Origin of the sequence: Chryseobacterium cucumeris (assembly GCF_016775705.1) — a bacterium.
Lineage (GTDB): Bacteria > Bacteroidota > Bacteroidia > Flavobacteriales > Weeksellaceae > Chryseobacterium > Chryseobacterium cupriresistens.
In genome coordinates, this window is sequence record NZ_CP068760.1 from 575148 (window position 1) to 594045 (window position 18898).

General features: G+C 36.9%; 19 protein-coding genes. 15 read left to right on the top strand and 4 right to left on the bottom strand.

Going from position 1 to position 18898, the window contains the following annotated elements; translation table 11 throughout:
* Window positions 1-60 precede the first annotated feature (60 nt).
* The 6 genes from JNG87_RS02650 to JNG87_RS02675 all read left to right on the top strand — a co-directional run bounded on the left by JNG87_RS02650 (window position 61) and on the right by JNG87_RS02675 (window position 7551).
* A complete protein-coding gene (locus JNG87_RS02650; protein ID WP_202841558.1) occupies window positions 61-1002 on the top strand; it encodes a redoxin domain-containing protein in 942 nt (313 codons plus the stop codon).
* A gap of 330 nt (window positions 1003-1332) precedes the next feature.
* Window positions 1333-3402 carry a protein-disulfide reductase DsbD family protein gene (locus JNG87_RS02655; protein ID WP_202841559.1) on the top strand — a complete coding sequence of 690 codons (2070 nt, stop codon included), beginning with the start codon at window positions 1333-1335 and terminating at the stop codon, window positions 3400-3402.
* 135 nt (window positions 3403-3537) lie between these two features.
* Complete coding sequence (locus tag JNG87_RS02660; RefSeq protein WP_202841560.1) at window positions 3538-5073, top strand: T9SS type A sorting domain-containing protein; 1536 nt, start codon at window positions 3538-3540, stop codon at window positions 5071-5073.
* Between the two features lie 182 nt (window positions 5074-5255).
* Complete coding sequence (locus tag JNG87_RS02665; protein ID WP_202841562.1) at window positions 5256-5780, top strand: biopolymer transporter ExbD; 525 nt, start codon at window positions 5256-5258, stop codon at window positions 5778-5780.
* 110 nt (window positions 5781-5890) lie between these two features.
* Window positions 5891-6673, top strand: a complete 783-nt coding sequence (locus JNG87_RS02670; RefSeq protein ID WP_123279522.1) for an alpha/beta fold hydrolase — start codon at window positions 5891-5893, stop codon at window positions 6671-6673.
* A gap of 71 nt (window positions 6674-6744) precedes the next feature.
* Window positions 6745-7551 carry a patatin-like phospholipase family protein gene (locus JNG87_RS02675; RefSeq protein WP_062675737.1) on the top strand — a complete coding sequence of 269 codons (807 nt, stop codon included), beginning with the start codon at window positions 6745-6747 and terminating at the stop codon, window positions 7549-7551.
* A gap of 33 nt (window positions 7552-7584) precedes the next feature.
* Here the strand turns inward: JNG87_RS02675 and JNG87_RS02680 are convergent, their stop codons facing one another.
* Window positions 7585-8589 (bottom strand): DHH family phosphoesterase, encoded by a 1005-nt coding sequence (locus tag JNG87_RS02680; protein ID WP_110011456.1) that lies wholly within the window; start codon window positions 8587-8589, stop codon window positions 7585-7587.
* A 236-nt stretch (window positions 8590-8825) separates the two neighbouring features.
* Between JNG87_RS02680 and rpmH the strand changes: the two genes are divergently transcribed.
* Window positions 8826-8984: a 50S ribosomal protein L34 gene (gene rpmH, locus JNG87_RS02685; RefSeq protein ID WP_002976260.1), complete on the top strand. Its 159-nt coding sequence runs from the start codon at window positions 8826-8828 to the stop codon at window positions 8982-8984.
* A gap of 153 nt (window positions 8985-9137) precedes the next feature.
* Window positions 9138-9848, top strand: a complete 711-nt coding sequence (locus tag JNG87_RS02690) for a cell division ATP-binding protein FtsE (protein ID WP_076594903.1) — start codon at window positions 9138-9140, stop codon at window positions 9846-9848.
* 58 nt (window positions 9849-9906) lie between these two features.
* Here the strand turns inward: JNG87_RS02690 and JNG87_RS02695 are convergent, their stop codons facing one another.
* The 3 genes from JNG87_RS02695 to JNG87_RS02705 are packed head-to-tail and all read right to left on the bottom strand — an operon-like array spanning window position 9907 to window position 12639.
* Window positions 9907-10599: a tRNA1(Val) (adenine(37)-N6)-methyltransferase gene (locus JNG87_RS02695; protein ID WP_202841564.1), complete on the bottom strand. Its 693-nt coding sequence runs from the start codon at window positions 10597-10599 to the stop codon at window positions 9907-9909.
* Window positions 10599-12053, bottom strand: coding sequence for a sensor histidine kinase (locus tag JNG87_RS02700; RefSeq protein WP_110011458.1), 1455 nt, complete (start codon window positions 12051-12053; stop codon window positions 10599-10601). Before JNG87_RS02700 ends, JNG87_RS02695 begins: the two co-directional genes overlap by 1 nt.
* Before the next feature lies 1 nt (window position 12054).
* Window positions 12055-12639, bottom strand: a complete 585-nt coding sequence (locus tag JNG87_RS02705; RefSeq protein ID WP_110011459.1) for a riboflavin synthase — start codon at window positions 12637-12639, stop codon at window positions 12055-12057.
* 48 nt (window positions 12640-12687) lie between these two features.
* Here JNG87_RS02705 and pdxA point away from each other — a divergent pair, with 48 nt between their 5' ends.
* From pdxA to JNG87_RS02740, 7 genes are all read left to right on the top strand, one after another.
* Complete coding sequence (gene pdxA, locus JNG87_RS02710) at window positions 12688-13779, top strand: 4-hydroxythreonine-4-phosphate dehydrogenase PdxA (protein ID WP_202841566.1); 1092 nt, start codon at window positions 12688-12690, stop codon at window positions 13777-13779.
* A gap of 84 nt (window positions 13780-13863) precedes the next feature.
* Window positions 13864-14394 carry a YceD family protein gene (locus tag JNG87_RS02715; RefSeq protein WP_137906077.1) on the top strand — a complete coding sequence of 177 codons (531 nt, stop codon included), beginning with the start codon at window positions 13864-13866 and terminating at the stop codon, window positions 14392-14394.
* 67 nt (window positions 14395-14461) lie between these two features.
* Window positions 14462-14665 carry a 50S ribosomal protein L32 gene (rpmF, locus tag JNG87_RS02720; protein WP_002976251.1) on the top strand — a complete coding sequence of 68 codons (204 nt, stop codon included), beginning with the start codon at window positions 14462-14464 and terminating at the stop codon, window positions 14663-14665.
* 127 nt (window positions 14666-14792) lie between these two features.
* Window positions 14793-15275: an acetyl-CoA carboxylase biotin carboxyl carrier protein gene (gene accB / locus JNG87_RS02725; protein WP_047385964.1), complete on the top strand. Its 483-nt coding sequence runs from the start codon at window positions 14793-14795 to the stop codon at window positions 15273-15275.
* An 83-nt stretch (window positions 15276-15358) separates the two neighbouring features.
* A complete protein-coding gene (accC, locus tag JNG87_RS02730; RefSeq protein ID WP_110011462.1) occupies window positions 15359-16714 on the top strand; it encodes an acetyl-CoA carboxylase biotin carboxylase subunit in 1356 nt (451 codons plus the stop codon).
* A gap of 128 nt (window positions 16715-16842) precedes the next feature.
* Window positions 16843-17415, top strand: a complete 573-nt coding sequence (locus JNG87_RS02735) for a Crp/Fnr family transcriptional regulator (protein ID WP_238349655.1) — start codon at window positions 16843-16845, stop codon at window positions 17413-17415.
* A 78-nt stretch (window positions 17416-17493) separates the two neighbouring features.
* Complete coding sequence (locus JNG87_RS02740; protein WP_202841568.1) at window positions 17494-18627, top strand: FAD-dependent oxidoreductase; 1134 nt, start codon at window positions 17494-17496, stop codon at window positions 18625-18627.
* Window positions 18628-18898: the final 271 nt, after the last annotated feature.

The following is an 18898-nucleotide window of genomic DNA, read 5'->3' on the forward strand; positions in this document are numbered from 1 at the left end:
GATTTTTTCATGAATCAGGGAACTTAATAAGAAAAGAAATATATGTTCAAAAAAATCATTTTGAGTTTTCTTATAGCAATAGGAATTTCATTACATGCACAAAGCACAGGCATCAGTTTTCAAAAAATTGATTTGGAGGCTGCAAAAAAAGTCGCAGCAAAAGAAAATAAACTGATCTTCATTGATCTGTTCACTACCTGGTGTGGCCCATGCAAGCTCATGGCAAAAAACACTTTCACAGATTCCAGAGTCGGAGAAATGTTCAACAAAAATTTTGTAAACCTGGCCATAGACGCGGAAAAAGAAGGCTTAAGCCTGGCCAAAGAATTTAAAGTAGTCAACTACCCTTCTTTTTTATTCCTGGATCCAAAAGGAAAACTGGTTCAATATGATTTCGGCTATTATAATGCTGAACAGTTTTTAGGCGTAGGAGCAGCTGTTATTGAAAAAAAAATGCCTCAGTCCGGTAAAACTTTAGATCAGGTAAAAGGAAAAATGATTGGAGATGAGATAGGTAATTTCAGTGCGAAAGATCATTTGGGAAATACATTTTCTTCATCAGCAGAAAACAAAAAACTGGTGGTTGTTTTTATTCGCGGACAATGGTGCCCTTATTGTAACAAATATATTGAAACATTACAGAATCTGGCTCCTGAACTGAAGTCGAAAAATGCAAAACTCGTTATTATTTCTCCTGAAAAACCGGAATTTATCGAAAAGACAATCAGTAAAACAAAGACCGATTATACCGTTTTATATGATGAAGGCTATAAAATAGCAGAAGCATTTGACGTCCTTTATACTCCTGACAGTGAAACTCTTAATTTATATAATTCAAAATTAAAGGAGGATTTTGCTGACAGCAGATCAGATCATTCCGGAAGACTTCCTGTATCGGCAACCTTCATCCTTAATGAGGGGAAAAAAATTACATGGAGGCATTTTGATACAGACTATAAAAAGAGAGCATCTGTAGAAGAGATTGTAAAAAACCTGAATTGATTGGTCCAAAACTTTTATCATGACAAACGATCTCATCATAATACCATGTTGCAAAATTGACAAAATCAATAATCACTTTAAATGATGAAATAAGTGATACCGCTATGGTGATGAAGGCAGAAGACGAAATATTTTTAGACATCAGGCTTAAAAAAAGAAAGTTTCTAAATTTTTTAGGGACGAAAAATTATCTATTTTAGCGAGGCAAAAAATCCGGACACGCACTCATCAGGAAAAATACTGTATTGACAGCTATCCTTCAGGGAAAACAGAAGATATGCAAAGAATGAGAAAACGAAATGGAGTCTCAAAACTTTAATGAAATGAACAATGAAATTTAGAAACTGGTTTTTATTAATTCTACTATTTTTAGCGACAGGAATTAATGCGCAGATAAAAAATCCTGTAAAGTTTAAATTTACCATCAATGATCTGGGAAACAATCAGTACGAAGCGGTATTGAATGCTACCATGGAAAGCGGATGGCATATTTACTCCAAAGATTTACCGGAAGATACCGGAATTCCGACGGAGTATAAAGTGACAGGAAAGAATATTGAGTTGATTGGAAAATTTACCGAAGTCGGTAAAAAACATGAAGAATTTTCTGAAGCATTTGGAGGTACTATTGTTTTTTATTCCAATGCTGCCGGATTTAAGCAGAAATTTAAATTAAAAGACCCGGCAAAACCTGCAGATGTCACTTCCGAGATTACGTATCAGACTTGTGATGACAGGGTTTGTCTGGCTCCCAATACATTGGAATTCAATCAAAAAGTTACTCCAAAAGGGGCAGCGGAAGAGACTGCAGCCGAGGAAACCGCAGGTCCTGCAAAAGACTCTGTAAAAATAACTGAGACTGTTATTGAAAATCCTGCAAAAACTGAAGCTGTGATCACAGAAGCTTCAAAACTGGATCCCAAGCAGTTGAAAATTGCAACCATCGATTTCAAAAAGCCATTGACAGATTGCGGTACAGCATCTGCCAAAGTGGATGAAAATTACTGGACGTATCTATTCCTTGGATTTATCGGAGGGTTAATTGCTTTGCTTACGCCATGCGTGTTCCCGATGATTCCATTGACGGTTTCTTTCTTTACCAAAGGAAGTAAAAACAAAGCCAAAGGAAAAAGAGATGCTCTTATTTATGGCTTTTTCATCCTTCTGATCTTTGTTTTATTAAGTATTCCTTTCCATATTATTGATGGAATTGCCGGAAATATCTTCAATGAAATTTCCACAAGTGTATGGCTGAACATTGCGTTCTTCATCATATTCATATTCTTTGCCGGAAGTTTCTTCGGGTATTATGATATCACGCTGCCAAGTTCTATCGCCAACAAATCTTCCAAAGCGGAAGAAGCGGGAGGAATTATCGGTATTTTCTTCATGGCATTAACGTTGGTGATTGTTTCTTTCTCCTGTACAGGACCTATTTTAGGAAGTTTACTGGGAAGTGCGGTAACAGGTTCATCCAATGTTCCTATGCTGCTGACCTTTGCTTTGGCTGGATTCGGGCTGGCATGGGCGATTATTTTTGGACTGCTGGCATTATTCCCGCAGGCATTACAAAGCCTTCCGAAATCCGGAGGATGGATGAATACGGTAAAAGTAGTTTTAGGATTCGTAGAACTGGCATTGGCATTGAAATTCTTGTCTAAAGCTGATCTTGTATCCAAAACATTCTTCTTAAAAAGAGAGCTTTTCATTGCCATCTGGATTATTATCGCCTTAGGATTAGCAATCTATTTATTAGGATTGATCAGATTCCCTCATGATGATAAAAAGCCTAAAATCTCTATCACCAGAAAAATATTAGGGGTATTGGGAATTGGTTTCGTGATCTATCTGGTTCAAGGGTTAATCCCATCTGACCGTCCGAAACTTCAGTTATTAAGTGGAATTTTACCTCCACTCAATGTAAGCTATTTCCATGATGAAAAAGACGGAATTTTAGGAATGCATCCGGAGCACGATTTCTTCAAAGCTGTAGAACTGGCCAAAAAAGAAGATAAACCAATCCTGATCGACTTTACAGGATACGGTTGTGAAAACTGTAGAAAAATGGAGGAATTTGTTTGGAGCGAACCAGATATCTTACCGATTCTTCAGAACGATGTAGTACTGGCTTCTCTCTATGTAGACGACAAGGAAGAGCTTCCTGAGGATCAGAAAACCAAAATTGACCTGGGAGACGGACAGATCAAGAAGGTAAAAACCATCGGGGACAGATGGAGTTTATTCCAGCAGGTGAACTTTAACAACAATTCTCAGCCTCACTATGTTTTAATTACTCCAGACGGTAAAGTAATCAACACGCCTGTTTCAGGATATATGCCTAAAGAGGATTTCAAAAAATTCCTTGAATGCGGGGTAAATTTCTATAAAAAGAATAAATAATTTATTAACATATCATTCAAAAACTCACACTTTATCGTGTGAGTTTTTTTATTTCATGAATTAAATAAACAATAAAACACAAAACGTAGTCTAAAATTAATTATATTTGAATAACTATCACCAATTCAAATACATATGAAATATTTAACATCTACTTTTTTATTTCTTATCTATTCCGCATTAGCTGCCCAGTCTGCCCCTTCCATAGAATGGCAAAAAGCATTGGGAGGCACCCATGGTGAATCTGCGAATGCCGTTCAGCAGACCTCCGACGGAGGATACATTGTAGCCGGACATTCTATGTCCAATGATGGAGATGTCACCGGGAATCATGGAGGAGGAGATTACTGGATCGTAAAATTAAACCCTGCAGGAGGCATACAATGGCAAAAAACGTTAGGAGGAAGCCATGTTGATGATGCACAATCCATCCGTCAAACTACCGATGGAGGATATATTATTGCCGGATCATCCAATTCCAGTGACGGGGATATCAGCGGAAATCATGGAAATTATGATTACTGGATTGTAAAACTTGATTCCAACGGGAATATGCAATGGCAGAAATCGCTGGGTGGAAGCAGTATGGATATGGCACAATCTATTCAGCAGACTTCTGAAGGAGGATATATTGTAGCCGGATCTTCAAGTTCCAATGACGGAGATGTGAGCGGAAATCATGGAGGAGGAGACTATTGGATCGTAAAATTAGATATTAACGGAAATATACAATGGCAGAAATCGCTGGGTGGAAGCAGCAGTGAACAGGTCAATTCTGTGCAGCAAACTTTTGATGGCGGGTATATTATTGCAGGAACCACCGTGTCTACAGATGGCGATATTACTGTAAGCTACGGGAACAATGACTTTTGGGTAGTAAAACTCGATTCCGGAGGAAATATGCAATGGCAAAAAACGTTGGGCAATATTGGTGACAACATGGGATATTATGCGCAACAGACTTTCGATGGCGGCTATATTGCCGTGGGCACTTCTTTTAATCCTTCAAATCTTGAAAGCGGACTTCCCGATTATTGGGTTATCAAACTAAGCAATAACGGAACCATCGAGTGGGATAAATATTTTGGAGGAAGTTTTCATGACAACGCCATAACTATTCGCCAAACTCCCGAATGGGATTATATTGTTGCAGGCTGGACAGCTTCCAACAACGGACAAGTAACCAATCACCACGGTAATCTGGATTACTGGGTCATAAAACTGGACAGCAGCGGAAATCTGAAGTGGGAGAAAACCTTGGGAGGTCCCGATTTCGATTACTTAACTGCTGTTGAACTGACCGCTGATAACGGGTATATTGTTTCAGGAAGTACAGGATCTACAAGTGGAGACGTTACCGGACATCATGGTATGACCGATGCCTGGGTAGTAAAATTAAGTCCGGAACAACTTGGTATTTCAGAAAACCACTCGATAAATAAACCTAACCTCTACCCTAATCCGGCAAAAGACTTTTTCTACTTGGACCATCTGCCCCGGGAAAGTACTATTAGCATTACTGATATGTCCGGAAGAAAACTTTTCTCTCAAAAATATAATGAAGAAAAAATTAAAATCAGTACATCTGCATTCACGGAAGGACTTTATATGGTACAGGTAAAAAACAAAGAAGAAATTATTCTTACAAAGAAAATAACAATCACCCGGTAACCCCTTGAAAATATCATAATTACCCTTTTTCTTCAAGAAAAGTATTAAAAAACAGAAATAGGTAAAATTTATACAATAATAATCAATAGATTCATGAATCTATAAAGTTTTTAACAATCAAGGCATATGTTTTGTATGAATTCTTCAAAAAAAATATAGTCTAACATTTAAAAACTTTAATCATGGCAGAAGTAATTGCACAAGAAAAACAAGGCGGAAAGCAAAAGAAAAAAATGATCCGAGTGGACATGACGCCTATGGTCGATCTGGGATTCTTACTTATCACTTTCTTTATGTTCACCACCAATTTTACAAAACCTAATGTAATGGACCTGGGACTCCCTGCAAAAGATCCAAATCCCAGTTCTATTGATAAACCGGTAATTGGTGATCAAAACCAGATTACCTTTATCCTTGGAAAAGACAACCGGGTATTTTATCATCAGAGCAATCAGAAAGATTTGAATAAAGGAAACCTGAAAGAAACAGATTTCAGTGGAATAAAAATTTCAAAGATCATTGCTGAAGCGTATAAAAATGCTCCTGCACCCAACAAATTCACAGTGATTGTAAAACCAACAGATGAAGCCAACTACAAAAATTTTGTAGACATGCTGGACAACCTTGCTATTTCTAAAAAGGAACGATATGGCGTAACAGACATCAAACCTTGGGAAACAAAGGTTTATAAGGAATTAACTCAATAAAAGACAAGGGCATTTTTTAAATGCTCTTTTTTTGACTAAATTTGAAAGGAGAAACAGATCCACAGTATGTAAGCTGCTGTATTATTTTTAACCTTCTAAATTTTGGAATCATGCTGAACTTTGAAAGAAAAGGAAACGGAAAAGAAACGTTGGTACTTCTTCACGGATTTATGGAAAATCTATCCATCTGGAGTGATATGGAACATCACCTTTCCAAAGATTTTTCACTGCTCAAAATTGACCTTCCCGGCCATGGACAGTCTGAAATTCTGGCTGAAGTTCACACCATGGAACTGATGGCTGAAGAAGTAAAAAAAGTATTGGATGATCAGCATTTAGAAAAAATACATCTTCTGGGACATTCTATGGGAGGATATACATCTCTCGCTTTTGCAGAAAAGTATCCTGATTCTTTAAAAAGTCTTACATTATTTTTCTCTACGTATTTTCCGGATGATGAAGAGAAAAAACAGCAGCGAATCAAAAGCTACAGAATCATCAAGGATGCTTTTGCCCATTATGCAAGAGCCGGGGTACCTAATTTATTCAATCCAAACGAAAGGGATATCCTGGAAGGAAAAATAGAAACCGCTCTTGAAACCGCGCTATCCACCAACAATCTGGGGGCACTTGCCTGTGTAAAAGGTATGGTGCAAAGAACCGACAAAAAACATGTCCTTGAAAACCTGGAAGCTAAAATCTTAGTACTGGCGGGTAAACATGATAATGCGGTAAAAACGGATATGATGATCAAACATCTTCCGGACAGAACGAATATCAAATCTTATATCCTGGACTGCGGACACAACGGTCATTGGGAAAAGCCAGGAATCTGCGCAGAAATCATCAATACAGAACTTCTTCACAATCTTCCTAAAAAACTGGTTTTATAAAACAGGTTACCTGACAAATTAAGCTGTGCATAACAAAAAATCCTGTATATTAGTAGAGGATAATTTAGGTAATGGCTTTATTTTCATTCAAAAAAAAGAAACCACCGGCACCACCGGTTATCGGACTTACACTTTCAGGCGGAGGAATGCGTGGGATTGCTCATATCGCCGTACTGAAAGCTTTGGAAGAATACAATCTGAAACCACACATTATTTCAGGAACCAGCGCAGGATCCATCATTGGTGCTTTTTATTCTTTTGGAAAAACGCCGGAAGAGATGATGGAAATTGTCAAGCAAACTTCTTTTTTTTCCAGGTCATCTTTAAAATTATCCAAAAACGGAATCTTCAGTTCCAATTTTATTTTAAAACTGTTCAAAGATTATTTCCCTGAAGACAATTTCGGTATTTTAAAAATTCCGGTGTATGTAGCCGCAACGGAAATGACTCATGGCATTGTAGATTTCTTTTCTGAAGGAGAGCTTTTTGGACCATTACTGGCTTCCTCAAGCGTTCCTTTTATTCTTCCACCGGTAAGAATTGGTGAGAAAATTTATGTGGATGGCGGCGTTCTGGATAATCTTCCCATTGAGCCTATCATGGATAAATGTAATTTTCTGATTGCCTCTCATGTCAATTCCATCAGCTATGATGAGTTAAGCAAGATGAGCCTGATGAAAGAATTCGACAGAATCCTTCACTTAGCGATCGCAAAGTCGGTCTATTCTAAAGCAAAATACTGCAATATTTTTCTTGATCCGCCCAAAATGACGAAATACAGTCTTTTCAACAAAAGATATATGGATGAAATGTTTCAGCAAGTGTATGATTATACCTGCCAGGAGCTTGAAGAAAAGGGGTTTCGTAGAAGTATTTAGAAGTTAATCAGAAAAATTTACAGATTTTTGCCTCTATAAACCTTCCTCTTTTACTTTTTCTTTGAAGTTGACGATCGTTCCCGCTAAAGAATCTAAAGATTTCCCTCCGGCTGCATTAATATGCCCGCCACCATTGAAATATTTTCTTGAGAATTGGTTCACATCCACATCATCTTTACTTCTGAAAGAAATTTTAACGAAGTCTTCGTACAGATCTTCCATAAAGAATGCTGACATTTTCACTCCGGCAATACTCAAACCATAATTCACAAAACCTTCTGTATCTCCTTTCTGGAAACCAAATTCTTTCAGTTCGTTTCTTGTCAGGCTTAAAACCGCTACGGTTCCGTCATTCACCACTTCTATTCTTCCAAGAACCAAAGCAAGCAAATGCAGGCGGGAAACCGTATTGGTATCCCATGTATTGGAAGTAATCATGGCAGGGTCTGCACCGTGTTCAATAAGATTAGCAATAATCCTGTGGGTAGTAGCACTGGTAGAACGAAAACGGAAACCTCCTGTATCCGTCATGATTCCGGTATAAAGACATTCCGCCATATCCTGGTTCACCAGCTTTTCATCCTCCATTGCTTCAATGAAATGATAAATCATCTGTGAAGTGGCAGGAATGACTGTATCAGAATACACAAAATCAAATTGTTCCGGCTGTTGGTGATGATCAATAAGAATTTTCTTCCCCGGAGCTTTTACCAGCCAGTCTCCTAATAATCCTATTCTTGACGGAGAATTAAAATCCAGGCAGAAAATAACATCTGCTCCCGCAATCAAATCCGCAGCCAGTTTTCTTTTATATTCTGCAATAATAACTTTTTTAGATTCCGGCATCCATTTCAGAAATTTCGGAAAATCATTGGGTACGATAACCTCCGCATGAATTCCTTTTGCTTTCAGATAATGTTTTAATCCAAGGCTTGAACCAATAGCATCTCCATCCGGGTTATAATGGGTAAGGATCACTATTCTGCTATCCTGGGTAAGTAATGTATTGATATCTAAAAGTTCTGCTGGTGTAAACATCCGGTGTTTATTTTTCGTTAAAATTAAAGTTTTCAAAGATAGAGCTTTTATATAAATCATTTAAATATTATTTTTGTACCGGAAAAATGGTTTTGTGATGAGGGTTTGTTAATACCCTACCAAAAAACATTACATTTAATTTTAAAAAAAGATAATTAAAGTTTGTAACTTATAAAAATTTATATATCTTTGCAACCTGAAAATTAATAGATTAATTACGATTTAAACATATAGTAATGAGTAAAAGAACATTCCAGCCATCAGAAAGAAAGAGAAGAAACAAACACGGTTTCAGAGAAAGAATGTCTACGCCAAATGGAAGAAGAGTTTTGGCTGCGAGAAGAGCTAAAGGCAGAAAGAGATTAACTGTAAGTGCTGCACGCGCTAAGAGATAATTTCTAATTATCATATACAAAACATGCTTGAGAAGATCCTTTTCAGGCATTTTTTGTTGTTAAAATTTACTAAAATTTAGGCTACATCAACATCTTTTTTCTATTTTTAGAAGTTGAAATATTTTTATAAGAAACAGCCTTTAAAATTAAATTATGCCACATACCAATATCTCCGGAGACAATATTATAAGTTTGCAGCACGCGAAGATTGCGCAAAAAAATTTCACTGTTCTTTCTGATGTAAATCTTAACATTAAAAAAGGTAGATTCTGCTACCTTATCGGAAAAACAGGTTCCGGAAAAAGCTCCCTTCTGAAAACGCTTTACGGACACATTCCATTGGCATCAGGACATGGGGCTGTTGTAGGATTTGATCTGGCAAAACTAAAGCCGTCTGATATCCCTAATTTAAGAAGAAAACTGGGAATTGTATTTCAGGATTTCCAGCTGCTTTCAGACAGAACGGTTGAGAAAAACCTGAAGTTCGTTCTTGAAGCAACAGGATGGAATGATAAAGTAAAAATGGAAGACCGTATCAACGAGGTGTTGGGAAGCGTGAACATGAAAAGCAAAAAGCACAAAATGCCTCACGAACTTTCCGGAGGGGAACAGCAGCGTATTGCCATCGCAAGAGCCCTTCTGAACCACCCGGATCTTATCTTAGCGGATGAGCCAACAGGAAACCTTGACCCTGAGACTTCCAATGAAATTATGACATTATTAAAGCAGGTTGCCCTTGAAAATGGAGCTGCTGTAGTAATGGCAACACATGATTACCACATGATTCAGAACTTCCCTGGTGAAGCCATCAGATGTGAAGACGGAAAAGTTTCTGTATTGGATACTTCAGAATTATTTGAATAAGAATAAAAAATAAGAAGGTCAGAAATAACTAACTTCTAAAATCTAATTTCTAGCTTCTTTACTTAAAAACATGAAACTCTTTGGTGAGTTCAAGATATTGGTCCGAGTATTGTCTCGGACTTTTTTCTATGATAAAATCAGATTCGTTGATTTCTTTTTCTTGTAACGAAAACTCCAGAATCAATCTTTTTGCCTTTGCATTTTCAATTCCTCTGATATTCACTTTTCTGTTCAGATGCAGGTTATTTTCTTTACCAATTGAAATCAAAACTTCCCCTGCTTCCACAGGTATGATTACAGAAAATATCCCTTTTTCTGACAATAATTCTGCCGCCTTACTGATCAACTGCATGAAGTTCAATTCTACGGTCTGACGTGCAACCTTATCTTTTTCAGATCCTGATTCTTCAAAATACGGAGGATTGGACACAATAAGATCAAACCGGTCTTCCGTTTCAAAAGTTTTAAAGTCCTGATGACTGTTTTTCAACCTGGCATGAAAAGGAGAATTTTCAAAATTGAGCTGGGTAAGTTTTGCTGCCTCTTCATTAATATCTAATCCCAAAAAGCCGGCCTGAAGATTTCTTTGCGCCAGCATAAGAGAAATTAGTCCCGTACCTGTTCCTACTTCCAAAACACTGGAAGCATTTTCAACATTTGCCAAAGCTCCAAGCAGAACACCGTCTGTTCCTACACGGAAGACATCTTTAGACTGCTGAATTTGAAATTGTTTAAATGTAAATGGCTTCACTATAAATTGGTAGGCAGTGTAATAATGAATGTAGATCCCTTCCCTACTTCTGATTTCACGGAGATCTCACCTTTATAATCTTCGATCATTTTTCTCACCATGGATAAACCAAGCCCCATCCCACTGCTTTTAGATGTAAAGTTTGGCTCAAAGATTCTTTCGTACATATTTTCAGGAATCCCGACTCCGTTATCCTGAACAGAGATAATGACTCTTCTCTGGTGCTGTTCGACATCTACATTGATGATCAGTTTTCTCTTATCACTTTCTGCCTGCTTTGCGTTGGTAACAAGGTTTGTGATAATTCTGGAAAGATAAATCCTGTCCATATTGATCATAATATTCGCCTTGTTGGCATGCATGAAAATACTGTCATCGTTGAATACACGGAGAATATCTTCAACTTCGGTATTCAGATTGATCACTTCATTATTCTTTTCAGGAAGTTTCGCAAATTCTGAGAATGCTGAAGCTACGGTAGCAATCAGATCAATCTGATCAACAATAGTTTTACTCATTTGCTTTACTCTTTCTCTGATATTCGGGTCTTCAGGATCAAATTTTCTTTCAAAATTCTGAATCGTCAGCTTCATTGGCGTCAGCGGATTTTTCACCTCATGAGCCACCTGCTTGGCCATCTCTCTCCATGCTTCTTCGGATGCTTTGAATCTAAGTCTTTCTTTCTGGTCCTGAATCTGTAGAATCATTCTGTTATAAGCTCTGGCCAAAGCATTAAGCTCATCATTCTTATAATATCTGATAGGGCGCATTTCGTTTTCAAACAAGGTAATACGGGTAATCATATCAGAGAATTTCGTAATGGTTTTGGCAAGACTATTAGACGTAACCCAGCTAATCCATATACTAAAAAGGATAAGAAATATATCTACTAAAAGAATATACTTTACATACTGATGAAGAACTTCAAGATAAGCAGATTCATTGTGGTATAAAGGAATATAAACAATTCCGATAGGCTCAAGTTCATTGTTTTTCAGCAAAAGATAGGAAGAGGTAAGCTTTGCATCCTTAGCCGCATCATAATTCACCATGTCTACTCTTGCGTCAGTAGACAGGATCTTATTGATGATTTCTATAGGAATTGTTTTCTGCTCAATTAATCCTTCATCTTTGTTGGAAAGCAAATAGTTTCCTTTCAGATCATAAATAAAAATATCATGCTGGTTGATATCCGCTATTTCAAAGATTTTATTCCCCAAAACCTCCGGAAGATCTTTTGTTTCAATAAGTTTCTGGCTTACCGCATAGTCCAGATATCGCATTACAGCATTGGTTTTATCCTGCATATCGATATTACTCTGCTGTAAAGAATGATTTCTCAATACAAAGTAAGGAACAAGTGATGTAGCAACCACACTTAAAAAACATACCAGCAGGAAACCGAAAAACACACGATTCCTTAAGCTATATCCTTTATACTTATTTATTGACATTCTACTTTTTAATTAACCTAGCAATATACTTACCAATGATATCAAATTCCAGGTTTACTTTGTCACCAATTTTCAAATGTTTCATATTCGTAAATTCCCAGGTATAAGGAATAATAGCTACGGAAAACTGATTATCTTCACTTTTAGCAACAGTAAGACTGATTCCGTTTACAGTAATGGATCCCTGAGGTACCGTTACAAAACTTCCGTCATTATCATACTTCATGGTAATAAAATAACTTCCGTCTTTATTTTCGATACTCACCACTTCACCGGTTTTATCAACATGTCCCTGAACAATATGACCATCCAGTCTTCCATCCATTTTCATACAGCGTTCAAGGTTGACAACGGTTCCCAATTCCCATTTTCCAAGGTTGGTTTTTTCCAATGTTTCATTGATTGCCGTCACCACATAATGATTGTCTTTTATTTCAACAACTGTAAGACAACAGCCGTTGTGCGCAAGGCTTTGATCAATTTTAAGTTCATTTGTAAAAGGGCAAGTCAGGGTAAAATCTATATTGCTTCCTTTTTCTTCAATCTTCTCAATAACACCAACTGCTTCAATAATTCCTGTGAACATATTATTTTTTGCTAAATTTGTAAATTATAATCTTCAAAGATAATCAAAATGAGCCCAAAAAACCATAAAGTACGAGTAGGAATTTCAATCGGTGATTTCAACGGCATCGGCCCGGAGATCATTATGAAGTCTCTGAAAGACAAAACTATTACAGATTTTTTCACACCTGTAATTTTTGGGTCGGGAAAATTATTCACTTATCAGAAAAATATTTTTAAGCTGAATATTAATTTCAACTATGTTAATGAACCTTCGCAGGCACAGGCAGGGAAACTCAATATGGTGAACCTTACCAAAGAAAACGTGAATGTAGAACTGGGAGTTCCTACCGAAGAATCTACAAAGATGGCAATTGATTCTCTGGAAGCAGCTACTGAAGCTTTAATGAAAGGAGACATTGACGTTCTGGTAACCGCTCCGATCAACAAGGATGAAATGGTAAAGATGGGTTTCAAACATGCAGGACACACAGGATATTTTGAAGAGAAATTCAATAAAAAAGGACTAATGTTCCTTGTTACCGAAGATCTTAAAGTGGCTGTTTCAACTCATCATATCCCTATTGCAAAGGTGGCTGAAAATATTTCCAAGGAAAAAATAAAGAAACAGATCCGAGTTTTAAACCAGACGCTGATAGAAGATTTCTGTATTCAAAAGCCTAAAATTGCAGTGCTGGGATTAAATCCTCACGCAGGAGATGGCGGTGTTATCGGAAATGAAGAAATCGAGATCATCAGCCCAGCTATTAAAGAACTTTCTGACAACGGAATACTGGCATTCGGACCTTTTCCTGCAGACAGTTTCTTCCAGCCGGGCAAATACAAAAATTTCGATGCTGTTTTAGCGATGTATCACGACCAGGGGCTGGCTCCTTTTAAAACATTAGCGTATGAAGAAGGAGTAAATTATACGGCAGGACTTCCTTTCATCAGAACATCTCCGGATCATGGAGTTGCTTATGATATTGCAGGAAAAAATATGGCTGATGAACAAAGTTTTACAGAAGCGATCTTCACTGCTATTAAGGTTTTCAAAAACAGAAGTGAATACAGCGAACTGATGAGCAACCGCCTGCAGCCTAGAAAAATGGCTGTAGACAACGGAATAGATGAAGATCTGCCGGAGGAAACTGAAGCATAAATCTTTAAAACAAATTTTAAATTAATTTGTTTCAGATTTTATTTGTTATTATAAAAAAAATGCATATTTTTGCACACTCATTTTATGGACAAGTTAAGAAACTATGACGTAAGCTTTTCCGGACTTAAAAACGGAAAACACGAGTTCAAGTTTGAGATAGATAAAACGTTCTTTCAATTATTTGACACTGAGCAGGAATTTACAAATCCTAGAATAGAAGTGAATGTATCGCTTGATAAACACACTACTTTTCTAGAATTTGAGATTAAAATTAATGGATTAGTTGAATTGGTTTGTGATATCACCAATGAAAATTTTGACTATCCTATTGAGAATGAAATCAAAATTTTGGTGAATTTCGGGGAAGAATATGATGACAGCAATGAAGATGTGATTACCATTCCTACCGGAGAGCATGCTTTCAATGTAGCACATTTGATTTATGAAAATGTAATGCTTTCTATCCCGATGAAAAAGATTTCACCGAATGTAAGTGATGAAGATCTTAAAATTCTTGACCAGTTCAGTCCTAAAGATATTGAGGTAACTGAAGAAGAAGAACATGAAAGTGACCCAAGATGGGATGCTTTAAGAAAATTAAAAGACAATAATTAAATAGAATAATTTAAATATGATGAGATGATGAATCTCATCGCTCATCAATTAAAAAAGTTATTAGAAAATGGCACATCCAAAGAGAAGACAGTCGTCTACAAGAAGAGATAAGAGAAGAACTCACTACAAAGCTGTAGTTCCTCAATTAGCTAAAGATGCAACAACAGGAGAGCTTCACCTATACCACAGAGCTCACTGGCATGAAGGAAAATTATACTACAGAGGTAAAGTAGTATTGGAAAAAGAAGTAGCTGCTACTGAAGAAAACTAAGAGTCGCTTTTCGCTGAAAAAGCCTCATTTTAATACAAAAACCGCCCAATTTTGATAAAATTTGGCGGTTTTTTGTTGTTTTTTACGTTTTTTTGGTATCTTTGGCATCAAATCAAATATCAAATTTATGGACATTAAAGACATACAAAATCTTATCAAGTTTGTATCTAAGGCTGAAGTTTCAGAAGTTAAGTACAAAACTAAAGATTTCGAAATCACTATTAAAACTCCATTAGCTGGAAGCGATGCTGTTTATGCACAACCTGCAGTATACCACACTGCTCCACAAGCGGTAGCTGCTCCGGCACCTGTTGCAACTCCGGCCGCTCCTGCTGCTGAAAAAGCTGAAGCTGCATCTGATGACAGCAAATATGTAACAATCAAATCTCCAATGATTGGTACTTTCTATAGAAAACCATCTCCTGATAAAGATGTATTTGTAAATGTAGGGGACGAAGTTTCTGTTGGTAAAGTAGTTTGTGTTATTGAAGCAATGAAGCTATTCAACCAGATTGAATCTGAAATCAGCGGAAAAATTGTTAAAATTTTAGTTGACGACGCTACGCCAGTAGAGTACGACCAACCTTTATTCTTAGTAGATCCATCTTAATTAAATATTGATTAATGATGATTGATAATTGATTATAAAATCAATTTCAAATTTCAAATTTTCAAATTTCAAATCGTATTAAGATGTTCAAAAAAATATTAATAGCCAATCGTGGCGAAATTGCAATGCGTATTTTACGTACTTGTAAAGAAATGGGGATCAAAACCGTTGCAGTATACTCTACTGCTGACAAAGACAGTCTTCACGTAAGATTTGCTGATGAAGCAGTATGTATTGGCCCTGCAATGAGTAAAGACTCTTATCTTAAAATCCCTAACATTATTGCTGCAGCGGAAATTACCAATGCTGATGCTATTCACCCAGGGTACGGATTTTTATCTGAAAATGCTAACTTCTCAAGAATCTGCCAGAAGAACGGTATCAAATTTATTGGTGCTTCTCCTGAACAGATTGAAAAAATGGGAGATAAAGCAAACGCTAAGGCTACTATGAAAGCAGCAGGTGTACCTTGTGTACCAGGTTCTGACGGATTGATCGAATCTTATGAACACGCTGTAAAGATAGCTGAAGAAACAGGATATCCGGTAATGATCAAAGCTACCGCAGGTGGTGGTGGAAAAGGAATGAGAGCTGTTTGGAAAGCTGAAGACCTTAAAGATCACTGGGAATCTGCTATTCAGGAAGCTGTAGCTGCCTTTGGAAATGGAGGTATGTATATGGAAAAACTGATTGAAGAGCCAAGACACATCGAAATTCAGGTTGCTGGTGACCAATTCGGAAAAGCGTGCCATCTTTCTGAAAGAGACTGTTCTGTACAGAGAAGAAATCAGAAATTAACTGAAGAAACGCCTTCTCCTTTCATGACAGATGAACTTCGTGAGAAAATGGGAGAAGCTGCCGTAAAAGCTGCCGAATTCATTGGATATGAAGGGGTAGGAACTATCGAATTCCTTGTAGACAAACACAGAAATTTCTATTTCATGGAAATGAATACAAGAATCCAGGTAGAGCACCCTATCACTGAGCAGGTAATTGATTATGACCTGATCAGAGAACAAATTCTTCTTGCTGCTGGAACTCCTATTTCAGGAATTAACTATTATCCTAAATTACATTCAATCGAATGTAGAATCAACGCAGAAGACCCTTACGCAGACTTCAGACCGTCTCCGGGGAAAATCACAGGATTAAATATCCCTGGAGGACACGGAATCAGAGTAGACACTCACGTGTATTCCGGATATACAATTCCTTCCAACTATGATTCAATGATTGCTAAGCTTATTACTACGGCTCAGACCCGTGAGGAAGCCATTGCAAAAATGAGACGGGCTCTTGAAGAATTCTATATTGAAGGAGTAAAAACAACGATTCCTTTCCACAGACAGCTGATGGATAATGAAGATTATCTTTCAGGGAACTATACTACAAAATTCATGGAAGATTTTGTAATGGATAGAAAATACGATAATCACTAAAAAGAATTATCATTCATATAAAAAGAAGGCGTCCGAAAAGGCGCCTTCTTTAGTTTTATACTCTATTTCGTTCTAATAAAACAGGAAAAATTATTTTTGTAGTATCAATTAAAACCAACATAGGAGCGATGACATCAGCAATACAGGAGAAATTAGCAAAGACACTTCAGATTTCTATGGTGCGTGCGAAGGAATTTTTGGATATTTGCTATATCGTAACTTATGATAAAAGCAAAATGATAGAACCTAAAAATGGAGTATTTGATCGTTTAGGAATCATTTTGAATGGCGCTGTCCGGATTTATTACATCAATGAAAAAGGCGAAGATATCAGCTATCTTTTACAGGTGAATAATGACGTAATTGGTGATTACGCAAGCTATATTACCGGAAAAAAATCAATCGCTGTTATACAGGCTCTTCTAAAAACTGAAGTTTTATATTTTGATAAAAAAGCTGTTGGGATGTTAATTCAGAAAGATATTTTCTGGCTTGGGCTGGCAAAACGCATATCGGATTTAGCTTTTCTGGATGCAAAACAAAGGCTTGACGAACTGTTTTTTTATACACCGGAAGAACGCTATCTCAATCTTTTGAAAAAGTCACCCGAAATTCTGAACAAAATTCCACAGAAATATATTTCTTCATATTTAGGAATTACGCCACAATCGCTGAGCAGAATCCGGAAAAGAATTTGCTAATTTCAGAAAATTAACTTAAGTGAACGTTTTTGGTTTTTCCAGCCATTAATTTTGCCTCATAATATAAATGCAATCACAATGAAAATAGCAATTATCGGTGGCGGAATTGGTGGTTTGACAACAGCTTTAGCCTTACAAAAAAATAATCTGGACGTTACCGTTTACGAAAGTGCACCCGAAATAAAGCCTGTGGGCGCCGGAATCATTATGGCTAATAATGCCATGCAGATTTTTGACAAACTAAGCATTCGCCACAAAATCGAAATGGCAGGTCATAAAATTTCAACTATTAACATTACTAATCCACAGCTCAAAACCTTATCGGATGTACAATTAAATACATTCGAAAGTAAATACGGAGTAAGCAATATTGCCATTCATCGTGCCGATTTACAAATGATTCTGGCTGAAGAAATTGGTTTTGAAAACATTAAACTTTCTAAACGTTTATCCAAAATCGAACAGGAAAACGGTTATCAACTCACTTTTGAAGACGGAACTATCGCTAATGCAGATGCTGTTATTGGAGCAGATGGAATTAAATCAGTAGTACGTCGTCAAATTTTAAATATTGGAAAACTCAGATCTTCCAAGCAAAAATGCTGGCGTGGCGTCATCGAATCTGATTGGACAGAAAAATATAATCACCATGTTTATGAAGCCTGGGGAAAAGGCAGGCGCTTCGGCTTCGTGAAAATTAGTGATAACAAAGTTTACTGGTACGCTGTGGTTAACGAGCACCTGGTTAAAAATCCCAATAATCTTGCTGAGCTTTTTGCTGAATTTAATCCCGAAATTCTCAGCATGATTTCCGAAACACCCAAAGAGAAAATATTTGTCAGTGACATTATCGATTTAGAACCGATTTACCAATGGCAAAAAGACCGTGTTTGCCTGATTGGTGATGCAGCCCATGCAACAACACCTAATATGGGACAAGGTGCATGCCAGGCCATTGAAGATGCATACATCATTGGAAAGCTTTTTGGTGAAGGTAAAAAGGTGGATGAAGCTTTCACTCAATACGAAAAACTGCGCATGAAAAAAGCACATTATATCGTCAATACAAGCGCTGCTATTGGTAAAATTTCTCATTATGAAAACAGTGCGGCAGTTTGGCTCCGTAATACTTTATTAAAGGCAACCCCTAGAACTACTAACGAAAGACAAATGGAAAAAGTTTTTGATATTTCGTACAATAGTAATTTATAAGATAAACCCCAATCAAAAGCTGTTTAGGGAACAGCATTTAAAAATATTATAGCCCTGATAGAACAGCAAATCAATACCGGAATGATTAAAATGTAGAATAATCTTCTCAGTATAAATTTCTTATTCTTAAAGATAGAATACCTGCAACTGTTATCCGTTAAGAAAATATTTTCCATTAGGGATTCATTTTCCCTCAAAATATACATTAAGGGTATGGTTTTTAACTACCATACCCATTAATCTTTTCCGGAAATCAACAGTTCAAATAGTG

Bases quoted from the DNA above. Each gene is read 5' to 3' on its own strand.
- JNG87_RS02655 (WP_202841559.1), top strand. From the start codon at position 1,333: ATGAAATTTAGAAACTGGTTTTTATTAATTCTACTATTTTTAGCGACA.
- JNG87_RS02660 (WP_202841560.1), top strand. From the start codon at position 3,538: ATGAAATATTTAACATCTACTTTTTTATTTCTTATCTATTCCGCATTA.
- JNG87_RS02665 (WP_202841562.1), top strand. From the start codon at position 5,256: ATGGCAGAAGTAATTGCACAAGAAAAACAAGGCGGAAAGCAAAAGAAA.
- JNG87_RS02670 (WP_123279522.1), top strand. From the start codon at position 5,891: ATGCTGAACTTTGAAAGAAAAGGAAACGGAAAAGAAACGTTGGTACTT.
- JNG87_RS02675 (WP_062675737.1), top strand. From the start codon at position 6,745: ATGGCTTTATTTTCATTCAAAAAAAAGAAACCACCGGCACCACCGGTT.
- JNG87_RS02680 (WP_110011456.1), bottom strand. From the start codon at position 8,589: ATGTTTACACCAGCAGAACTTTTAGATATCAATACATTACTTACCCAG.
- rpmH (WP_002976260.1), top strand. From the start codon at position 8,826: ATGAGTAAAAGAACATTCCAGCCATCAGAAAGAAAGAGAAGAAACAAA.
- JNG87_RS02690 (WP_076594903.1), top strand. From the start codon at position 9,138: ATGCCACATACCAATATCTCCGGAGACAATATTATAAGTTTGCAGCAC.
- JNG87_RS02700 (WP_110011458.1), bottom strand. From the start codon at position 12,053: ATGTCAATAAATAAGTATAAAGGATATAGCTTAAGGAATCGTGTGTTT.
- JNG87_RS02705 (WP_110011459.1), bottom strand. From the start codon at position 12,639: ATGTTCACAGGAATTATTGAAGCAGTTGGTGTTATTGAGAAGATTGAA.
- pdxA (WP_202841566.1), top strand. From the start codon at position 12,688: ATGAGCCCAAAAAACCATAAAGTACGAGTAGGAATTTCAATCGGTGAT.
- JNG87_RS02715 (WP_137906077.1), top strand. From the start codon at position 13,864: ATGGACAAGTTAAGAAACTATGACGTAAGCTTTTCCGGACTTAAAAAC.
- rpmF (WP_002976251.1), top strand. From the start codon at position 14,462: ATGGCACATCCAAAGAGAAGACAGTCGTCTACAAGAAGAGATAAGAGA.
- accB (WP_047385964.1), top strand. From the start codon at position 14,793: ATGGACATTAAAGACATACAAAATCTTATCAAGTTTGTATCTAAGGCT.
- accC (WP_110011462.1), top strand. From the start codon at position 15,359: ATGTTCAAAAAAATATTAATAGCCAATCGTGGCGAAATTGCAATGCGT.
- JNG87_RS02735 (WP_238349655.1), top strand. From the start codon at position 16,843: ATGACATCAGCAATACAGGAGAAATTAGCAAAGACACTTCAGATTTCT.
- JNG87_RS02740 (WP_202841568.1), top strand. From the start codon at position 17,494: ATGAAAATAGCAATTATCGGTGGCGGAATTGGTGGTTTGACAACAGCT.